The sequence below is a fragment of the Actinobacillus suis ATCC 33415 genome (assembly GCF_000739435.1).
Classification (GTDB): domain Bacteria; phylum Pseudomonadota; class Gammaproteobacteria; order Enterobacterales; family Pasteurellaceae; genus Actinobacillus; species Actinobacillus suis.
Genome location: NZ_CP009159.1, coordinates 376,452 through 393,396, shown reverse-complemented (window position 1 = coordinate 393,396; position 16,945 = coordinate 376,452). Strand labels below are relative to the sequence as shown.

The window sequence follows — 16,945 nt, the reverse complement described above, 5'->3', positions numbered from 1 at the left end:
AAATTATTTTGTGCTTGGGATTGAGAAACGTTTGTTGAAACGTTCAACACGACCACCAGTATCAACAACACGTTGTTTACCTGTATAGAATGGGTGGCAGTTGCCGCACACATCAAGATTTAAGTTTTTACCCACTGTTGAGCGAGTTTTGATTACGTTACCGCATGAACATGTTGCAGTAATTTCTGTATATTCTGGGTGAATACCTTGTTTCATTGGAAAACCTCTAATGAAGCCATATCGCCACTTATCTTGTTATACATTCGTATATCCGCTGATAAGTACCATATGTGAATAAATAATATGCCGAGTATTTACTCGACGCCAAAAAGAGTGCGTATTCTATGGTATTTAGTCATTAAGATCAATACTCAGCCTTACCAATTAACATAATTTTCCACAAAATATCCCCATTATGTAACTTAATCAAAACAAATCATTTTCAATCAACTTTTTCTCATATTTTGTGAAGAAGATCACAGATTTCTCTAGAGATTTTTTGAGTATTACTTCAAAAATAGTGTAGAATTAATCTCATTAACTAAATCTATCTATTTATAGAGTTTTTGTCACTTTCTTGTCTAGGAGTAAACACATGGCAGAACGTAAAGTATTAGCGAATGCAATTCGCTTCTTAAGTATGGATGCAGTACAAAAAGCTAACTCTGGTCACCCGGGTGCCCCAATGGGTATGGCAGATATCGCTGAGGTATTATGGCGCGACTTTTTAAAGCACAATCCAACCAATCCTAAATGGGCTGATCGCGACCGTTTCGTACTTTCAAACGGCCATGGTTCAATGTTAATTTATAGCTTATTACACTTAACAGGCTATGATCTTTCAATTGAAGATTTAAAACAATTCCGTCAATTACATTCTAAAACCCCTGGTCACCCAGAATATGGTTATGCTCCGGGCGTTGAAACCACTACTGGTCCATTAGGTCAAGGTATCACCAATGCTGTAGGTATGGCGATTGCAGAAAAAACATTAGCTGCACAATTTAACCGTGAAGGCCACCAAATTGTTGACCACTACACTTATGCATTCTTAGGTGATGGCTGTTTAATGGAAGGTATTTCACATGAAGCTTGTTCGCTAGCGGGTACTTTAGGCTTAGGTAAGTTAATCGCTTTCTATGATGACAATAATATCTCAATCGATGGTCACGTAGACGGTTGGTTCTCTGATGATACGGCACAACGTTTTGAAGCTTATGGCTGGCAAGTTATCCGTAATGTAGACGGTCATGATGCGGAACAAATCAAATTTGCGATTGAAAATGCAAAAGCGGAAACAGATCGCCCAACATTAATCATCTGTAAAACGATCATCGGTTACGGTTCTCCAAACAAATCGGCATCACACGACTGCCACGGTGCACCATTAGGTAACGATGAAATCGCATTAACTCGCCAAGCGCTTAATTGGGAATATGCTCCATTTGAAATTCCGGCAGAAATCTATGCAGACTGGGATGCTAAAGCACAAGGTGCGGTAGTAGAAAAAGAATGGAATGCGAAATTTGCGGCTTATGAAGCGGCACACCCTGAATTAGCGGCAGAATTTAAACGTCGTATGGCTGGCGATTTACCGGCAAACTGGGAAGCAGAAAGCAAAGCATTTATCGAAAAATTACAAGCTAACCCTGCAGCGATTGCAAGCCGTAAAGCATCACAAAATGCAATTGAAGCTTATGCGCATATCTTACCTGAATTCTTAGGTGGTTCTGCAGACTTAGCAAGTTCTAACTTAACTTTATGGTCTGGTTCAAAACCAATCCGTGCGGATCACAATGTTGACGGTAACTACATTAACTATGGTGTACGTGAATTCGGTATGTCTGCAATTATGAACGGTATTGCATTACACGGTGGTTTTATTCCTTACGGCGCAACCTTCTTAATGTTCTATGAATATGCGCACAATGCGGTACGTATGGCGGCATTAATGAAACAACGTTCATTATTCGTGTATACACACGATTCTATCGGCTTAGGCGAAGACGGTCCAACTCACCAACCGGTAGAACAAACCGCATCACTACGTTTCATTCCAAACTTAGAAACATGGCGTCCGGCTGACCAAGTAGAATCAGCGGTAGCGTGGAAAGCAGCGGTTGAACGTAAAGACGGCCCAAGTGCATTAATTTTCACTCGTCAAAACCTTGCTCAACAAGAACGTACTGCTGAACAATTAGCAAATGTAGCACGTGGTGGTTATATCTTACGTGAATGCTGTGAAAAAGGCGGTTGCCCAGATTTAATTCTTATCGCAACAGGTTCTGAAGTTGATTTAGCAATGAAAGCGGCTGATGTATTAGCAGCAGAAGGTACAAAAGTACGTGTGGTTTCAATGCCAAGCACAAATGTGTTTGATAAACAAGATGAAGCATATCGTGAATCTGTGTTACCACGTTCAGTAACAAAACGTGTAGCTATCGAAGCACAATTATCTGACTTCTGGTATAAATACGTTGGCTTTGAAGGTCGTATCGTAGGTATGAATAGCTTCGGTGAATCTGCACCGGCTGATCAGTTATTCAAACTATTCGGCTTCACGGTTGAGAATGTTGTAGCGAAAGCGAAAGAAATTTTATAATTTCACTTAAAAACACAAAAGGCGAGAATAATCTTCTCGCCTTTTTTCTATTAATAAATAAGCGGTCAAATTTGCAAATTTTTTTACCAAAATAACCGCTTATCTCTTATAACTGTTCTGCTTGTTCTAAAATTTTTTGCTGTTCTAGAGCAAGTTTTTCCAAACGACGTTGCTCACGGCGCTGTTCATCCTCTGCTTCCCAAACATCATAAGCCTGTACAATCTTTGCCACCACCGGATGACGGACAATATCATGGCTATCAAAATAATTAAAACTTAAATCAGGCACATCTTTCAACACTTCCATTGCGTGTTTTAAACCTGACTTTTGGCTACGAGGTAAATCTACTTGCGTAACATCCCCTGTAATTACCGCTTTTGAATTAAAACCAATACGAGTTAAGAACATTTTCATCTGCTCCGTCGTAGTATTTTGGCTTTCATCTAAAATAATAAACGCATCGTTTAAGGTACGCCCACGCATATAAGCAAGAGGCGCAATCTCAATCACATTACGTTCCATTAATTTTTGTGCTTTTTCAAAACCTAACATTTCAAATAAAGCATCGTATAAAGGCCTTAAATACGGCTCAATTTTTTGCCCAAGATCGCCGGGTAAAAAACCGAGTTTTTCACCTGCCTCAACTGCCGGACGAGTTAATAAAATTCGGCGAATCTCTTGACGTTCAAGCGATTCTACTGCGGCAGCAACGGCAAGAAATGTTTTTCCTGTGCCAGCTGGTCCAATACCGAAACTAATATCGTGACTAAGAATATTTCTTAAATAAGCTTGCTGATGTTCACCTCTCGGCTTAATCACACCTCGCTTCGTTTTGATTGAAATCTCTCCTTGTCCCCCAACATTCCATTGATTTTGAAGTAACATTCGGCTTTCTTGAATAGCTAAATGAATATCTTCCAAATCCAATTCTTTGATTTTACCTTTAATTGGTGCGGTATCAATGTAAAGCTGTTTTAAGAGCTTTGCCGCATTTTGGATTAATGTCACCGAATAATGGTTCTCGTCATCGGCTTGAATCGAAAAAGAGAAACCGCTACGAGCAATAGTGACATTAAAACTTTTCTCAATTAAAGTTAAATGTTCATCAAACGCGCCACAAAGCGATTGCAGGCGTGCATTGTTTTGAGGTTCTAAAGTTAAGAGAATTTCGTTCAAAACATATCCTATTTTAGTTCACCAAAATTTTCTGGGATACTTTGTAAAAGTTTGCCCCAAATTTCGCTACTTGATTGACGATTTTGAGCCATTGCATTAGCTGCTTTCTCCGCATCTTTCTCTACACAGGCTTTTAATAATTCTCGGTAAAAAGCAAGAGTAAGTTGACGACAAACCGGATCTGCAAAGAAAATGCTCGCAACTTGATGGTACATTCCTTTAAAACTGTTTAAAATCAAGGCGTACACAGGTTTATTTGCCGAAAAAGTAAACTGTCTAAATAATGTATAGTCAAATTTGGCAAATGCTTCAGCCGAATCTTGTAAGGAATCTAATTGTGCAAAATACTGAACACATTCTTCTGGATTTAATTTGACGGCTTCGGGGATATAAGACTCTGCCATACGGGTACGTAATGAAACCACGTTAGCAATAATGACGGGTAAATACGATTTGTCTAATTTAATAATCGTACTGATAATATTTGGACCTGCTGTTTCCCAAACATCATTCACACGAGTCGGTTTACCATGTTGAATGTGTAACCAACCGTCACGGGCTAATCGTTGTAACACTTCTCGTAACGTTGTACGAGTTACCCCGATACGGTCTGCAAGCTCTCGCTCCGCCGGTAAATCTGTTCCTGCAGGGAATTTATTATCCCAAATACTTCTAACGATATATTCTTCTGCAAGAGCAGCTGGACTCTGAGCTTTTAAAATATAAGATCTGTCCATCATGTTTATGCCTCCATAACATAATTTGCGAAAATGGCGCAAAAATAAAAATAAAGAAACGATTCTTATCCAAAATCAAAAAACACCCACAGAAATATGGGATAAGTGCTATTATCCTTTAATCTAAACTAGATTACAATTAGCTTATATTTTTTATTTACAAGGAGAACTTTAAATGAATAGCTCGAACGCTATATTTAAAAGCTTTTTAGGTAAAGCGCCGGAATGGTATAAATTAGCTATTTTGGCTTTTTTAGTTATTAATCCTCTTGTCTTTTTCTTTATTAGCCCTTTTGTTGCCGGATGGGTATTAGTTGCCGAGTTTATTTTTACTTTGTCAATGGCGCTAAAATGTTACCCGCTTCAGCCCGGAGGTTTATTAGCGATTGAGGCAGTTATTATCGGCATGACCAGTCCTCACCATGTAAAAGAAGAAATAATGGCAAACTTTGACGTTATTTTATTGTTAATGTTTATGGTTGCCGGCATTTATTTTATGAAGCAATTGTTATTATATGTTTTTACTAAATTACTTATTGCTATTCATTCTAAAAAAGTTCTTTCTCTTGCTTTCTGTCTCAGTGCCACATTTTTATCGGCATTCTTAGATGCACTAACAGTTATTGCGGTTATCATTAGTGTTGGTACTGGCTTTTATGGCGTTTACCATAAAGTGGCTTCAGGTAATAGCTTTGAGGATTCTACAGATATTACTAATGACGAAAAAATCGTTACCAATAAACAAATTCTCGAACAATTCCGAGCATTTTTGCGTAGTCTGTTGATGCATGCGGCTGTAGGTAGTGCATTAGGTGGCGTAATGACAATGGTAGGTGAGCCACAAAACTTAATCATTGCAGGTCAAGCCGAATGGGGCTTTGTTGAATTCTTCTTACGTGTTGCACCGGTAAGCTTACCTGTCTTACTTTTCGGTGTCATCACGTGTTTATCATTAGAACACTTTAAATTATTCGGTTACGGTGAGCGTTTACCACGTCGTGTATGGGGTGTCCTCGCACGTTATAATTTATTAAAAGAACAGCGTATGACACAGCAAGACCGTGTAAAAATGGGGATTCAAGCGCTTACCGGTATTTGGTTAATTATCGGGCTTGCATTCCATCTTGCTGATGTTGGTATCATTGGTTTAACGATTATCATCATTTGTACGGCATTCTGTGGCATCACAGATGAACACGTAATCGGTCGTTCATTCCAAGAACCAATGCCGTTTACTGCGTTAATCGTAGTATTCTTTACTGTGGTTGCGGTAATTGTGGATCTTAAATTATTTGAACCGATTATCCAATTCGTACTCTCTGCGGATGCACATTCTCAATTAGCCTTGTTCTATGTATTTAACGGTTTACTTTCTATGGTATCCGACAATGTATTCGTAGGAACGGTTTATATTAACGAAGCAAAAAATGCGCTAACCTCAGGCATTATTGGTCGTGAACAATTCGACTTAATTGCGGTGGCAATCAATACCGGTACGAACTTACCTTCTGTTGCGACACCGAACGGACAAGCAGCATTCTTATTCTTGCTCACTTCACCGTTTGCGCCGTTAATCCGACTCTCATACGGCAGAATGTTGTATATGGCATTACCTTATACTATCGTATTGTCGACTGTCGGTTTCTTCACATTGGAATATTTACTTCCTCCGTTTACAGAAATCATGACAGATTGGGGCTGGATTATCAGTCGCTAAACGCTAAAAAATCTCCCTACTTTTAGGGAGATTTTTTTACGAAAGCTGAGTAAAATCAGGTACAATGCATATATAATTCAAACTAAAGGAACTCTTATGCTCAGCTATTTCAAACAACTATCATTAAATCGCACAGCATGGCTATTACTTGCTTTTATTGCATTTGCTCTCGAAGCAACGGGTATTTATTTCCAATACGGAATGGGATTAGTTCCTTGTGTCATGTGTGTCTATGAACGTCTTGCGATTTTAGGACTTATCATTGCCGGTTTACTTGCTTCTATCTCCCCTCGCTTTTTTCTTACTCGCTGGCTTGCTTTATTCATTTGGGGCTTCAGTGCCTTTAAAGGGCTTGCATTAGCAGTCAAACACCATGATTATCAAGCAAATCCTTCTCCTTGGAATCAATGTGAGTTTAAACCGGAATTCCCACAGACAATGCCGTTTGATCAATGGTTCCCAAGCATTTTTGCACCTGGCCCGGTAAATTGTAGTGAGAAACAATGGGAAATGCTTGGCTTAGGCATGCCGGAATGGCTTATCGTTGCCTTCGCAATGTTCGCACTTGCTTTTGTTATCGTACTTATCAGCCAATTCAAACGTGCCAAACCACAATATCGTAGCGTATTCAGATAACCTTACAAGCGGTCGAATTTTTGCAAAATTTTGCAGAAATCAGACCGCTTTTTTATAACTACAATAAGGAAACACAATGTCAAATTTCTCTCAACTGGAAACCAAATTTGTCCATGTCGGACGTAAATCTCGTTATACTCAAGGTTCTGTGAATCCTGTCGTTCAACGTGCCTCTTCTTTAGTGTTTGACTCAGTGGCACAAAAAAAGAATGCTACTCGCAATCGCTATAAAGGCGAATTATTTTACGGCAGACGAGGCACGCTTACCCATTTCGCTCTCCAAGATGCAATGTGTGAATTAGAAGGTGGAACAGGCTGTTACCTTTATCCGTGTGGCGCGGCAGCCGTGACTAACTCAATCTTAGCGTTTGTTTCTCAAGGCGATCACGTGTTAATGACCGGTGCGGCTTATGAACCAACCCAAGATTTTTGTAACGTTATCTTAAAAAATATTGGCGTAAGCACTACGTATTACGATCCACTCATTGGCGAAGGGATTCAAGCCTTAATTCAGCCGAATACTAAAGTTCTATTTTTAGAATCGCCAAGCTCACTAACAATGGAAGTACCGGATATTCCGACTTTGGTTCGAGTGGCTCGTGAAGTCAATCCAGATATCGTAATTATGATCGATAATACTTGGGCAGGCGGTGTATTGTTCCCAGCACTTGAATTCGGTATTGATATTTCGATTCAAGCCGGTACTAAATATCTAGTCGGTCACTCTGATGTGATGATTGGCACAGCCGTATCTAATGCGCGTTGTTGGGATCAGCTTCGTGAACGTTCATATTTGATGGGGCAAATGGTTGATGCGGATTCAGCTTATACCACGGCACGAGGGTTACGTACACTCGGTATTCGCTTGAAAGAACACCAAGAACGTTCAATTCAAGTAGCACAATGGCTAGCACAACGTCCGGAAGTAAAAGCAGTCTTCCACCCTGCGTTACCAAGCTGCCCGGGACATGAATTTTTCAAACGAGATTTTAAAGGGGCAAGCGGTCTGTTTTCATTCGAACTTAACCAAAAGTTAAACGATGAACAATTAGCTAACTTTTTAGATCACTTCGAATTATTTACCATGGCTTATTCTTGGGGTGGCTTTGAATCACTGATTTTAGCTAACCAACCGGAAGAAATTACTCGCATCCGCCCGGCGATCGAAAGAAAACTCAACGGTACACTGATTCGCATTCACGTTGGTTTAGAAGCGGTTGAAGATCTGATTGCCGATTTAGAAAAAGGTTTTGAGCGTTTAAAATAAGTGTGACAAGCGGTCAAATTTCCAGAAAAAATTGCAATTTTTAGCTAAAAACAAAAGGCTATCTTTCGATAGCCTTTTTTATATTTCTAGCAATTAACCAAGCAATTTATTCATACGTTTGATAAATGCTGCCGGGTTTTCTAATGAACCGCGCTCTGCAAGCAATGCTTGTTCAAACAATAATTCAATCCAATCATTGAATTCTGTTTCATCAGTAAGATCTGCGATTTTCTTAACCATACGATGATCCGGATTTAGCTCAAATGTATATTTCACTTCCGGAGCTTTTTGTCCCATTGCGGCAAACAGTTTTGCCATTTGCGTCGTCATTTCATCATTATCGGTTGAAACCACTGCCGGTGTGTCGGTTAAGCGATGCGTTAATACCACTTTCTTCACTCGGTCACCAAAATAGCCTTGCGCACGTTCAAGGAAAGATCCGAATTCCACTTGTTGCGCTTTTTGGCTCTCTTCTTGTTCCTTATCGGCAAGCTCGCCTAAATCCAGATCCGATTTTGTGATACTTTGCAACGGTTTGCCGTCAAATTCAGTTAAATGCCCCACTACCCATTCGTCAATACGATCAGATAATAGTAGCACTTCAATGCCTTTCTTATTGAACAGTTCAAGGTGCGGACTATTTTTCGCAGCCACATAACTATCAGCGGTTAAGAAATAAATCGCTTTTTGGCCTTCTTTCATTCTGCCGATATAATCCGCCAAACCTACTGTTTGTTCGCTAGAATCAGTTTGGGTTGAAGCAAAGCGGAATAATGACGCAATTTGTTGTTTATTCGCAAAATCTTCACCAACGCCTTCTTTTAGCACTAAACCGAATTCATTCCAGAAGGTTTGGTATTTATCTTGATCGTCCTTCGCTAATTTTTCTAATAGCTGTAATGCTCGTTTAGTTAATGCCGAACGCAATGAAGCGGTGACTTTATTTTCTTGTAAAATCTCACGTGAAACGTTTAACGGCAAGTCATTCGTATCTAGTAAACCTCTCATAAAACGGAGATAATTTGGCATAAACACTTCTGCATCGTCCATAATAAACACACGCTGTACATAAAGTTTTAAGCCGTGTTTTTGCTCACGATTGAACATATCCCAAGGTGCTTTTGCCGGCACATAAAGTAAGCTGGTATATTCTTGTTTACCTTCCACTTTATTATGTGCCCAAATAAGCGAGTCGTTATAATCGTGACTTAAATGCTTATAAAACTCTTGGTATTCTTCGTCTGAAATTTCGTTTTTTGAACGAGTCCAAAGTGCTTGCGCTTTGTTAATTTTTTCCCATTTTTGACCGCTTGCTTTGCCTTCTTCATCGTATTCGGTAGTTTGGATTTCAACTGGTAAACCGATATGATCCGAATATTTACCGATAATTTCACGTAAACGCCATTCGCTTAAAAATTCTTTTTCATCCTCACGCAGATGTAAAATAACGTCCGTACCACGTGTTGCTTTCTCAATATCCGCCACGGTGTAATCGCCTTCACCGGCAGATTCCCAAAGTACGGCTTGTGTTTCGCCCGCAGCACGGGTCTTCACTGTCACTTTGTCCGCTACAATAAATGCCGAATAAAAACCAACCCCGAATTGACCGATTAATTGGCTGTCTTTTGCTTGATCTGTACCTAACGAATTTAAAAACTCTTTGGTACCTGATTTAGCAATCGTGCCTAAGTGATCGATAACTTGCTCACGGTTCATACCGATACCGTTATCGCTGATAGTCAGTGTGCCTAAAGTTTCATCAAAACTCACTCGTACACGTAATTCGCCGTCACCTTCATATAGAGCAGGATTCGAAAGCGCTTTAAAACGCAGTTTATCCGCCGCATCAGACGCATTGGAAATTAATTCACGTAAGAAAATTTCTTTATTTGAATAAAGTGAATGGATCATTAACTGAAGTAATTGCTTAACTTCCGATTGAAAGCCTCTCGTTTCTTGATTTGTACTCATCTTATCCTCTTTAATCTACAAAAAATAAGCGGAATTTCACCGCTTTCAAATGCTTTAGTAAATGGGGAAAAGTAGCTAACTTTTCAAGTTATAGATTCAAAGTTATTTTCTATTAAAAAATCTAATTTGATTGTTAAATTTTATCAAATCGATAGTTTTACAAAATAAAACCAATCAATAATAATAACATTCATACATCAAACCTATTAACATTCCAAGGTAATTATTATGTCTAAATGTCCATTCCATCATACATCATTAACGATGAACAACGGTGCGCCGGTTGTTGATAATCAAAATAGTTTAACTGCCGGTCCTCGCGGTCCATTACTTGCACAAGATTTATGGTTAAACGAAAAATTAGCTAACTTCGTACGTGAAGTGATTCCTGAGCGCCGTATGCACGCTAAAGGTTCTGGCGCATTCGGTAAATTCACTGTAACGCACGATATTACTCAATACACTAAAGCAGCAATTTTTAGCGAAGTGGGTAAAGAAACTGAATTATTCGCACGTTTTACCACCGTAGCCGGTGAACGTGGTGCGGCAGATGCAGAACGTGATATCCGTGGCTTTGCGGTTAAATTCTATACCGAACAAGGTAACTGGGACTTAGTTGGTAACAATACACCGGTATTCTTCTTGCGTGATCCTCGTAAATTCCCTGACTTAAACAAAGCGGTTAAACGTGACCCTCGTACTAATATGCGTAGTGCGACAAACAACTGGGATTTCTGGACGTTATTACCGGAAGCATTCCACCAAGTAACGATCGTAATGTCTGAACGTGGTATCCCGGCTTCATACCGCCATATGCACGGTTTCGGTTCACACACTTATAGTATGATTAATGCTGATAACGAACGTTTCTGGGTGAAATTCCACTTCCGTACCCAACAAGGTATCAAGAACTTAACCAACGAAGAAGCGGCGGCAATTATCGCAAATGATCGTGAATCACACCAACGTGATTTATATGAAGCAATCGAAAAAGGCGATTTCCCGAAATGGACGCTTTATATCCAAGTGATGCCGGAAGCTGATGCGGAAAAAGTACCATACCACCCGTTTGACTTAACCAAAGTATGGCCAAAATCAGACTATCCATTAATCGAAGTAGGGGTAATGGAATTAAACCGTAACCCAGCAAACTTCTTTGCAGATGTTGAACAATCTGCATTTGCACCGAGCAACTTAGTACCGGGTATCAGCGTATCTCCGGACCGTATGTTACAAGCTCGTTTATTTAACTATGCGGATGCACAACGTTACCGTTTAGGTGTAAACCACCACCAAATCCCGGTAAATGCGCCTCGTTGTCCAGTTCACAGCAATGCGCGTGACGGTCAAGGTCGTGTAGACGGTAACTACGGTTCAACTTTACATTATGAGCCGAATAGCTTCGGTCAATGGCAAGAACAAGCACAATTTGCAGAACCGCCACTCAAAATTAACGGTGATGCGGCACACTGGGATTTCCGCCAAGACGATGCGGATTATTTCAGCCAACCACGTGTGTTATTCAACAATATGACTGACTCAGAAAAAGAAGCGCTATTCAAGAATACAGCTGCTGGTATGGGCGATGCGTTAGACTTTATTAAATATCGCCATATCCGTAACTGCTACTTCTGTGATCCGGCTTACGGTGAAGGTGTAGCAAAAGCATTAGGTATGACCGTTGCAGATGCAATGGAAGCATACAACACTGATCCGGCAATGGGTCAACCAGGTTTATTAAAACCTAACTTCTAATTTAGAAGTCACCAAATTAGCAAATGCAACTGTTCAAAAACCCGCGAGATAATCGCACACAGTAGTCCTCCTTACATAAATGCATTTGCTCTATCAAAGCCCTATCTACACGATAGGGCTTTTCTTTTGTTTGAAAAATCAATCTGCGTTACAATTCCCACGTTTTTTATTTTTAAACAAAAAGGAAAGCTTTTGGAATATCGTTATTACATCACTACGGGAATTGCCATTCTTGTTTTGCAATGCCTCGTATTTAACTTTTCTCGTACCGTAGGTTGGCTATTCAACTTATCTACCAAATCACGCAAGATCGTAACATTTATTAGCTATTTAGCAGCAAATGGCTTAGCGATTCTTACCGTCACACGAACATTTAACGGTTTTAGAATTACGGCGCTAATGCTCGCCCTATTGCTGTTTGCATTATTCGTTAGCCTTGCTTGTGCGGTGATTTACCGCTTATTTAAAGGCAAACAAGCGGTCAATTTTGCCTTAAAAATTACCTATCCTTTCGCATTTTTCGGTATTGTTGGGTTCGCCTTATATAACGCTTACACTCCGAAAGTAGTGCATTATTCCGTACAATTGGATAAACCGCTTGATCAACCGCTGCGTATTGGGGTAGCAAGTGATCTGCACTTAGGGCAATGGTTTGGTGCAAAGCAATTAGATAAATTAGCGGAGATCTTTAACCAGCAAAATGTCGATCTGATTTTATTACCCGGCGATATTATGGACGACAATACCGATGCTTATGTAGCTGAAAATATGCAACCGCATTTTGCTAAGCTTAAAGCGCCTTTAGGGGTTTATGCCACTTTGGGTAATCACGATTTCTTCGGAAAGCAACAAGCGATTGCCACCGAAATTCAAAAAGCAGGTATCCAAGTACTATGGGATCAAGCGGCCGAAATTAACGGAAAATTTACCATTATCGGACGTAACGATGACCTCGTAAAAAACCGACCGAGTGCCGCTCAATTATTAACGGCAGTCAATTCGGATTTACCGGTGTTTTTACTTGACCATCGCCCAACGCAAATCGAGCAACATTCGCAATTACCGATTGATTTACAGGTGTCCGGACATACGCATAAAGGACAAATTTTTCCGGCAAATTTAATGACTAACGTGATTTATCGCCTGCACTATGGCTATGAAAAAATTGGTTTAGGACATTATTTTGTCACCTCCGGTTACGGCTTTTGGGGCATACCGATGCGGCTTGGTTCGCAATCTGAAGTCTTTATTATTGACGTAAAAGGTAAATAACCTTAGTTTTTTTATGCAAACCCCTGAATTGATTTTCAGGGGTTTATTTTTTTACATTTCTCGAATTGCCATATCTTCAATCACTTATCTTTTGTCAATATCCTTTTACAAAATTTTCTGCTTGCATCCGTTTGAATAAAACAATATCTTGTATATAGGAATTTCAAAACCACAACATATAGTGGTTAAACAATAAGATAAAAGGAGACACATTTTATGCAGAAAACATTGATGGTAACCAAACGTAGCGGGCAACAAGAGCCGTTTGATTTGGACAAAATTCATCGTGTTATTACTTGGGCTGCCGAAGGCTTACAGAATGTATCGGTATCACAAGTGGAACTGAGCGCCCATATTCAGTTTTACCAAGGTATTCGCACTGCTGATATTCACGAGACAATCATCAAAGCTGCCGCTGATTTAATCAGTACCGAAACGCCGGATTATCAATATCTTGCTGCGCGTTTAGCGATGTTTCATCTGCGTAAAAAAGCTTACGGGGACTTCACCCCACCTCATTTATTCACTCATATTAAAAAGCTGGTTGCACTCGGTAAATACGATCAAGCGCTGTTAACCGACTATACTGAACAAGAATGGCAGTTAATGAATGAGTTCCTCGTACACAGCCGAGATATGGATTTTTCCTATGCGGCGGTCAAACAGCTCGAAGGAAAATATTTAGTCCAAAATCGAGTGACCGGTGAGATCTATGAGTCGGCACAATTCTTATATCTGCTAGTTGCTGCCTGCTTGTTTTCGAAATATCCGAAAGCCATACGTTTGGATTATGTAAAACGCTTTTACGATGCGACTTCAACCTTCAAAATTTCATTGCCTACCCCGATTATGTCGGGGGTAAGAACACCGACTCGTCAGTTTAGTTCTTGTGTATTAATTGAATGCGGCGATAGTTTGGATTCAATCAATGCTACTTCCGCTGCGATTATTAAATATGTGTCGCAACGTGCGGGCATTGGCATTAACACCGGTGCAATCCGTGCCTTAGGCAGCCCGATTCGTCAAGGAGAAGCTTTCCACACTGGTTGCATTCCGTTTTATAAGCATTTCCAAAGTGCGGTGAAATCTTGCTCTCAAGGCGGTGTACGTGGCGGCGCTGCAACGGTTTATTACCCGCTATGGCACTTGGAAGTAGAAAGTTTATTGGTGTTAAAAAACAATCGAGGTGTGGAAGACAACCGCTGTCGTCATATGGACTACGGCGTACAGCTCAACAAGCTGATGTATCAACGCTTAATTAAGGGTGGCGAAATCACCTTATTCAGCCCGTCTGATGTCGATGGTTTGTATGAAGCGTTTTTTGCTGATCAAGACAAATTTGAACAACTTTATCTGCAATATGAACAAGATCCGACTATTCGCAAACGCAGTGTGAAAGCGGTTGAGTTATTTTCACTACTTATGCAGGAACGTGCCTCAACTGGTCGTATTTATATTCAAAATGTCGATCATTGCAATACGCATTCGCCGTTTAATCCACAAGTTGCACCGATCAAACAATCCAATTTGTGTTTAGAAATCGCATTGCCGACCAAACCACTGAACGATATTAACGATGAAAACGGAGAAATCGCACTCTGTACCCTTTCAGCATTTAACTTAGGTACTTTGCAAAATTTAGATGAATTTGAACCGCTTGCCGACTTAGTGGTACGCGCGCTAGATGCCTTGTTAGATTATCAAGATTATCCGGTGAAAGCGGCAAAACACGCCGCATTAGCTCGCCGTTCGCTTGGCATCGGGGTCATCAACTACGCTTATTACTTAGCGAAAAACGGCGTGCGTTATTCAGACGGTTCTGCCAATGCGCTTACGCACAGAACCTTTGAAGCGATGCAATATTATTTGCTGAAAGCCTCGCTCAATTTAGCCAAAGAACAAGGTGCTTGTAAGTTATTTGACGAGACTAGCTATGCTCAAGGCATTTTACCGATTGATAGCTATAAAAAAGAATTGGATAACCTGACAACAGAACCGTTGCATTATGATTGGGAAAGCTTGCGTGCAGAAATTAAGCAATTCGGTTTACGTAACTCAACATTAAGCTCATTAATGCCGTCAGAAACTTCCTCGCAAATTTCTAATGCAACCAACGGTATTGAGCCGCCGCGTGGCTACGTGAGTATCAAAGCCTCAAAAGACGGTATCTTAAAACAAGTTGTGCCGGAATATGAAAAGCTCCGTTCACAATACGAACTATTATGGGATATCCCCGATATGAGCGGTTACTTACAGCTGGTCGGTATTATGCAGAAATTCATTGATCAGGCGATTTCGGCAAATACCAATTATGACCCGCAAAAATTTGAAGACGGCAAAGTACCGATGAAACGCTTACTTGCCGATTTACTAACCGCTTATAAATACGGATTAAAAACGCTCTATTACCAAAATACCAGAGACGGAGCGGAAGACGCCCAACAAGATTTAAATGACGGTTGTGCCGGCGGCGCCTGCAAAATTTAGTGTCTAGCATGAATTTAGCTAACCACGGAATACACGGAGAATACAGAAATAATTCGGAGAATATTAAGAGCCACAGCGTGGCTCACTCAGCCGAAGGCTGATCATAACCACGTACGGCTTGCCGTGCTTGGGCAATTCAAAAAGGATACAAAATGGCATATACCACTTTCTCACAAAATAAAAATAATCAATTAAAAGAACCGATGTTTTTCGGGCAAAATGTCAATGTCGCCCGTTATGACCAACAAAAATATGAATTATTTGAAAAGTTAATCGAAAAACAACTCTCATTTTTCTGGCGTCCGGAAGAAGTTGATGTCTCGCAAGATCGTATCGACTACCAATCATTGCCGGAACACGAAAAACATATTTTTATCAGTAACTTAAAATATCAAACATTACTTGATTCTATTCAAGGTCGCAGCCCGAACGTGGCATTTTTGCCGTTAGTATCGATTCCGGAGTTGGAAACTTGGATCGAAACCTGGACATTTTCCGAAACGATCCACTCACGTTCTTACACGCATATCATCCGTAATATCGTGAATGATCCGTCGATTGTGTTTGACGATATCGTAACTAACGAAGAAATTATTAAACGTGCGAAAGATATTTCTTGCTACTACGATGATTTAATTCGAGATTCGCAACTTTATACACTCTACGGAGAAGGTTGTTATACGGTGGACGGCAAGCAATACCAAGTGACCTTACGTAACTTAAAACGCCAACTTTATTTATGCTTAATGAGTGTGAACGTACTGGAGGCGATTCGTTTTTACGTGTCGTTCGCTTGTTCTTTTGCGTTTGCCGAGCGTCAGTTAATGGAAGGTAATGCCAAAATCATCAAATTTATCGCACGTGATGAATACCTACATTTAACCGGCACACAAAATATGTTGAACATTATGGCAGCCGGACAAGATGATCCGGAAATGGCACAAATTGCCGAAGAATGTAAACAAGAAGCTTATGAGCTTTTTGTGGCAGCGGCAGAACAAGAAAAAGAATGGGCGGCGTATTTATTTAAAGACGGTTCAATGATTGGTTTAAATGAAGATATTTTGGTGAAATATGTCGAATATATTACCAATATTCGAATGCAAGCGGTCGGATTACCTCGCCCTTTTGCCACCGCTTCAAATCCGATTCCGTGGATTAATGCTTGGTTGGTGTCTGATAACGTACAAGTTGCACCGCAAGAAGTCGAAGTCAGCTCCTATTTGGTTGGGCAAATCGATGCTAAAGTCGATACGAATGATTTTGACAGTTTTGAACTCTAAATAAAAACAAGCGGTCGTTTTTCCATTATTTTTTGCAAAAA

General features: G+C 40.2%; 12 protein-coding genes. 8 read left to right on the top strand and 4 right to left on the bottom strand.

From position 1 onward, the window contains the following. Nucleotides 1-3 precede the first annotated feature (3 nt). Nucleotides 4-216 (bottom strand): 50S ribosomal protein L31, encoded by a 213-nt coding sequence (rpmE, locus tag ASU1_RS01810; RefSeq protein WP_005597698.1) that lies wholly within the window; start codon nucleotides 214-216, stop codon nucleotides 4-6. A 379-nt stretch (nucleotides 217-595) separates the two neighbouring features. On the opposite strand from rpmE, the gene tkt reads away from it, so the two are divergent. Then, complete coding sequence (gene tkt / locus ASU1_RS01805; protein ID WP_014991152.1) at nucleotides 596-2,602, top strand: transketolase; 2,007 nt, start codon at nucleotides 596-598, stop codon at nucleotides 2,600-2,602. Between the two features lie 106 nt (nucleotides 2,603-2,708). Here the strand turns inward: tkt and ASU1_RS01800 are convergent, their stop codons facing one another. Then, the gene (locus tag ASU1_RS01800; protein WP_014991151.1) at nucleotides 2,709-3,779 is read right to left on the bottom strand and encodes a PhoH family protein; all 1,071 of its coding nucleotides are present in this window, start codon (nucleotides 3,777-3,779) and stop codon (nucleotides 2,709-2,711) included. An 8-nt stretch (nucleotides 3,780-3,787) separates the two neighbouring features. Then, a complete protein-coding gene (gene fadR / locus ASU1_RS01795) occupies nucleotides 3,788-4,516 on the bottom strand; it encodes a fatty acid metabolism transcriptional regulator FadR (protein WP_014991150.1) in 729 nt (242 codons plus the stop codon). Between the two features lie 175 nt (nucleotides 4,517-4,691). Here fadR and nhaB point away from each other — a divergent pair, with 175 nt between their 5' ends. The 3 genes from nhaB (at nucleotide 4,692) to metC (ending at nucleotide 8,136) form a co-directional block, all read left to right on the top strand. Beyond that, nucleotides 4,692-6,233: a sodium/proton antiporter NhaB gene (nhaB, locus tag ASU1_RS01790; protein ID WP_014991149.1), complete on the top strand. Its 1,542-nt coding sequence runs from the start codon at nucleotides 4,692-4,694 to the stop codon at nucleotides 6,231-6,233. A 96-nt stretch (nucleotides 6,234-6,329) separates the two neighbouring features. Beyond that, the gene (dsbB, locus tag ASU1_RS01785; RefSeq protein ID WP_014991148.1) at nucleotides 6,330-6,869 is read left to right on the top strand and encodes a disulfide bond formation protein DsbB; all 540 of its coding nucleotides are present in this window, start codon (nucleotides 6,330-6,332) and stop codon (nucleotides 6,867-6,869) included. 76 nt (nucleotides 6,870-6,945) lie between these two features. Further along, nucleotides 6,946-8,136, top strand: coding sequence for a cystathionine beta-lyase (gene metC, locus ASU1_RS01780; RefSeq protein WP_014991147.1), 1,191 nt, complete (start codon nucleotides 6,946-6,948; stop codon nucleotides 8,134-8,136). Nucleotides 8,137-8,229: 93 nt separating this feature from the next. On the opposite strand, the gene htpG is transcribed toward metC, so the two are convergent. After that, nucleotides 8,230-10,107: a molecular chaperone HtpG gene (gene htpG / locus ASU1_RS01775; protein WP_014991146.1), complete on the bottom strand. Its 1,878-nt coding sequence runs from the start codon at nucleotides 10,105-10,107 to the stop codon at nucleotides 8,230-8,232. Nucleotides 10,108-10,335: 228 nt separating this feature from the next. Between htpG and ASU1_RS01770 the strand changes: the two genes are divergently transcribed. From ASU1_RS01770 to nrdB, 4 genes are all read left to right on the top strand, one after another. Continuing rightward, nucleotides 10,336-11,862: a catalase gene (locus ASU1_RS01770; RefSeq protein ID WP_014991145.1), complete on the top strand. Its 1,527-nt coding sequence runs from the start codon at nucleotides 10,336-10,338 to the stop codon at nucleotides 11,860-11,862. 192 nt (nucleotides 11,863-12,054) lie between these two features. Beyond that, on the top strand, nucleotides 12,055-13,134 hold the full coding sequence (locus ASU1_RS01765) for a metallophosphoesterase (RefSeq protein WP_014991144.1): 1,080 nt from the start codon (nucleotides 12,055-12,057) through the stop codon (nucleotides 13,132-13,134). 216 nt (nucleotides 13,135-13,350) lie between these two features. Beyond that, nucleotides 13,351-15,621, top strand: coding sequence for a class 1a ribonucleoside-diphosphate reductase subunit alpha (gene nrdA / locus ASU1_RS01760; RefSeq protein WP_014991143.1), 2,271 nt, complete (start codon nucleotides 13,351-13,353; stop codon nucleotides 15,619-15,621). Between the two features lie 152 nt (nucleotides 15,622-15,773). Then, entirely contained in the window at nucleotides 15,774-16,904 is a 1,131-nt protein-coding gene (gene nrdB / locus ASU1_RS01755) for a class Ia ribonucleoside-diphosphate reductase subunit beta (RefSeq protein WP_014991142.1), read from the top strand. The last annotated feature ends 41 nt before the right edge of the window (nucleotides 16,905-16,945 follow it).

Excerpts from the sequence above, each read along its gene's own strand:
- htpG (WP_014991146.1), bottom strand. The coding sequence starts at position 10,107 with ATGAGTACAAATCAAGAAACGAGAGGCTTTCAATCGGAAGTTAAGCAA.
- ASU1_RS01770 (WP_014991145.1), top strand. The coding sequence starts at position 10,336 with ATGTCTAAATGTCCATTCCATCATACATCATTAACGATGAACAACGGT.
- rpmE (WP_005597698.1), bottom strand. The coding sequence starts at position 216 with ATGAAACAAGGTATTCACCCAGAATATACAGAAATTACTGCAACATGT.
- tkt (WP_014991152.1), top strand. The coding sequence starts at position 596 with ATGGCAGAACGTAAAGTATTAGCGAATGCAATTCGCTTCTTAAGTATG.
- metC (WP_014991147.1), top strand. The coding sequence starts at position 6,946 with ATGTCAAATTTCTCTCAACTGGAAACCAAATTTGTCCATGTCGGACGT.
- fadR (WP_014991150.1), bottom strand. The coding sequence starts at position 4,516 with ATGGACAGATCTTATATTTTAAAAGCTCAGAGTCCAGCTGCTCTTGCA.
- nrdA (WP_014991143.1), top strand. The coding sequence starts at position 13,351 with ATGCAGAAAACATTGATGGTAACCAAACGTAGCGGGCAACAAGAGCCG.
- nhaB (WP_014991149.1), top strand. The coding sequence starts at position 4,692 with ATGAATAGCTCGAACGCTATATTTAAAAGCTTTTTAGGTAAAGCGCCG.
- dsbB (WP_014991148.1), top strand. The coding sequence starts at position 6,330 with ATGCTCAGCTATTTCAAACAACTATCATTAAATCGCACAGCATGGCTA.
- nrdB (WP_014991142.1), top strand. The coding sequence starts at position 15,774 with ATGGCATATACCACTTTCTCACAAAATAAAAATAATCAATTAAAAGAA.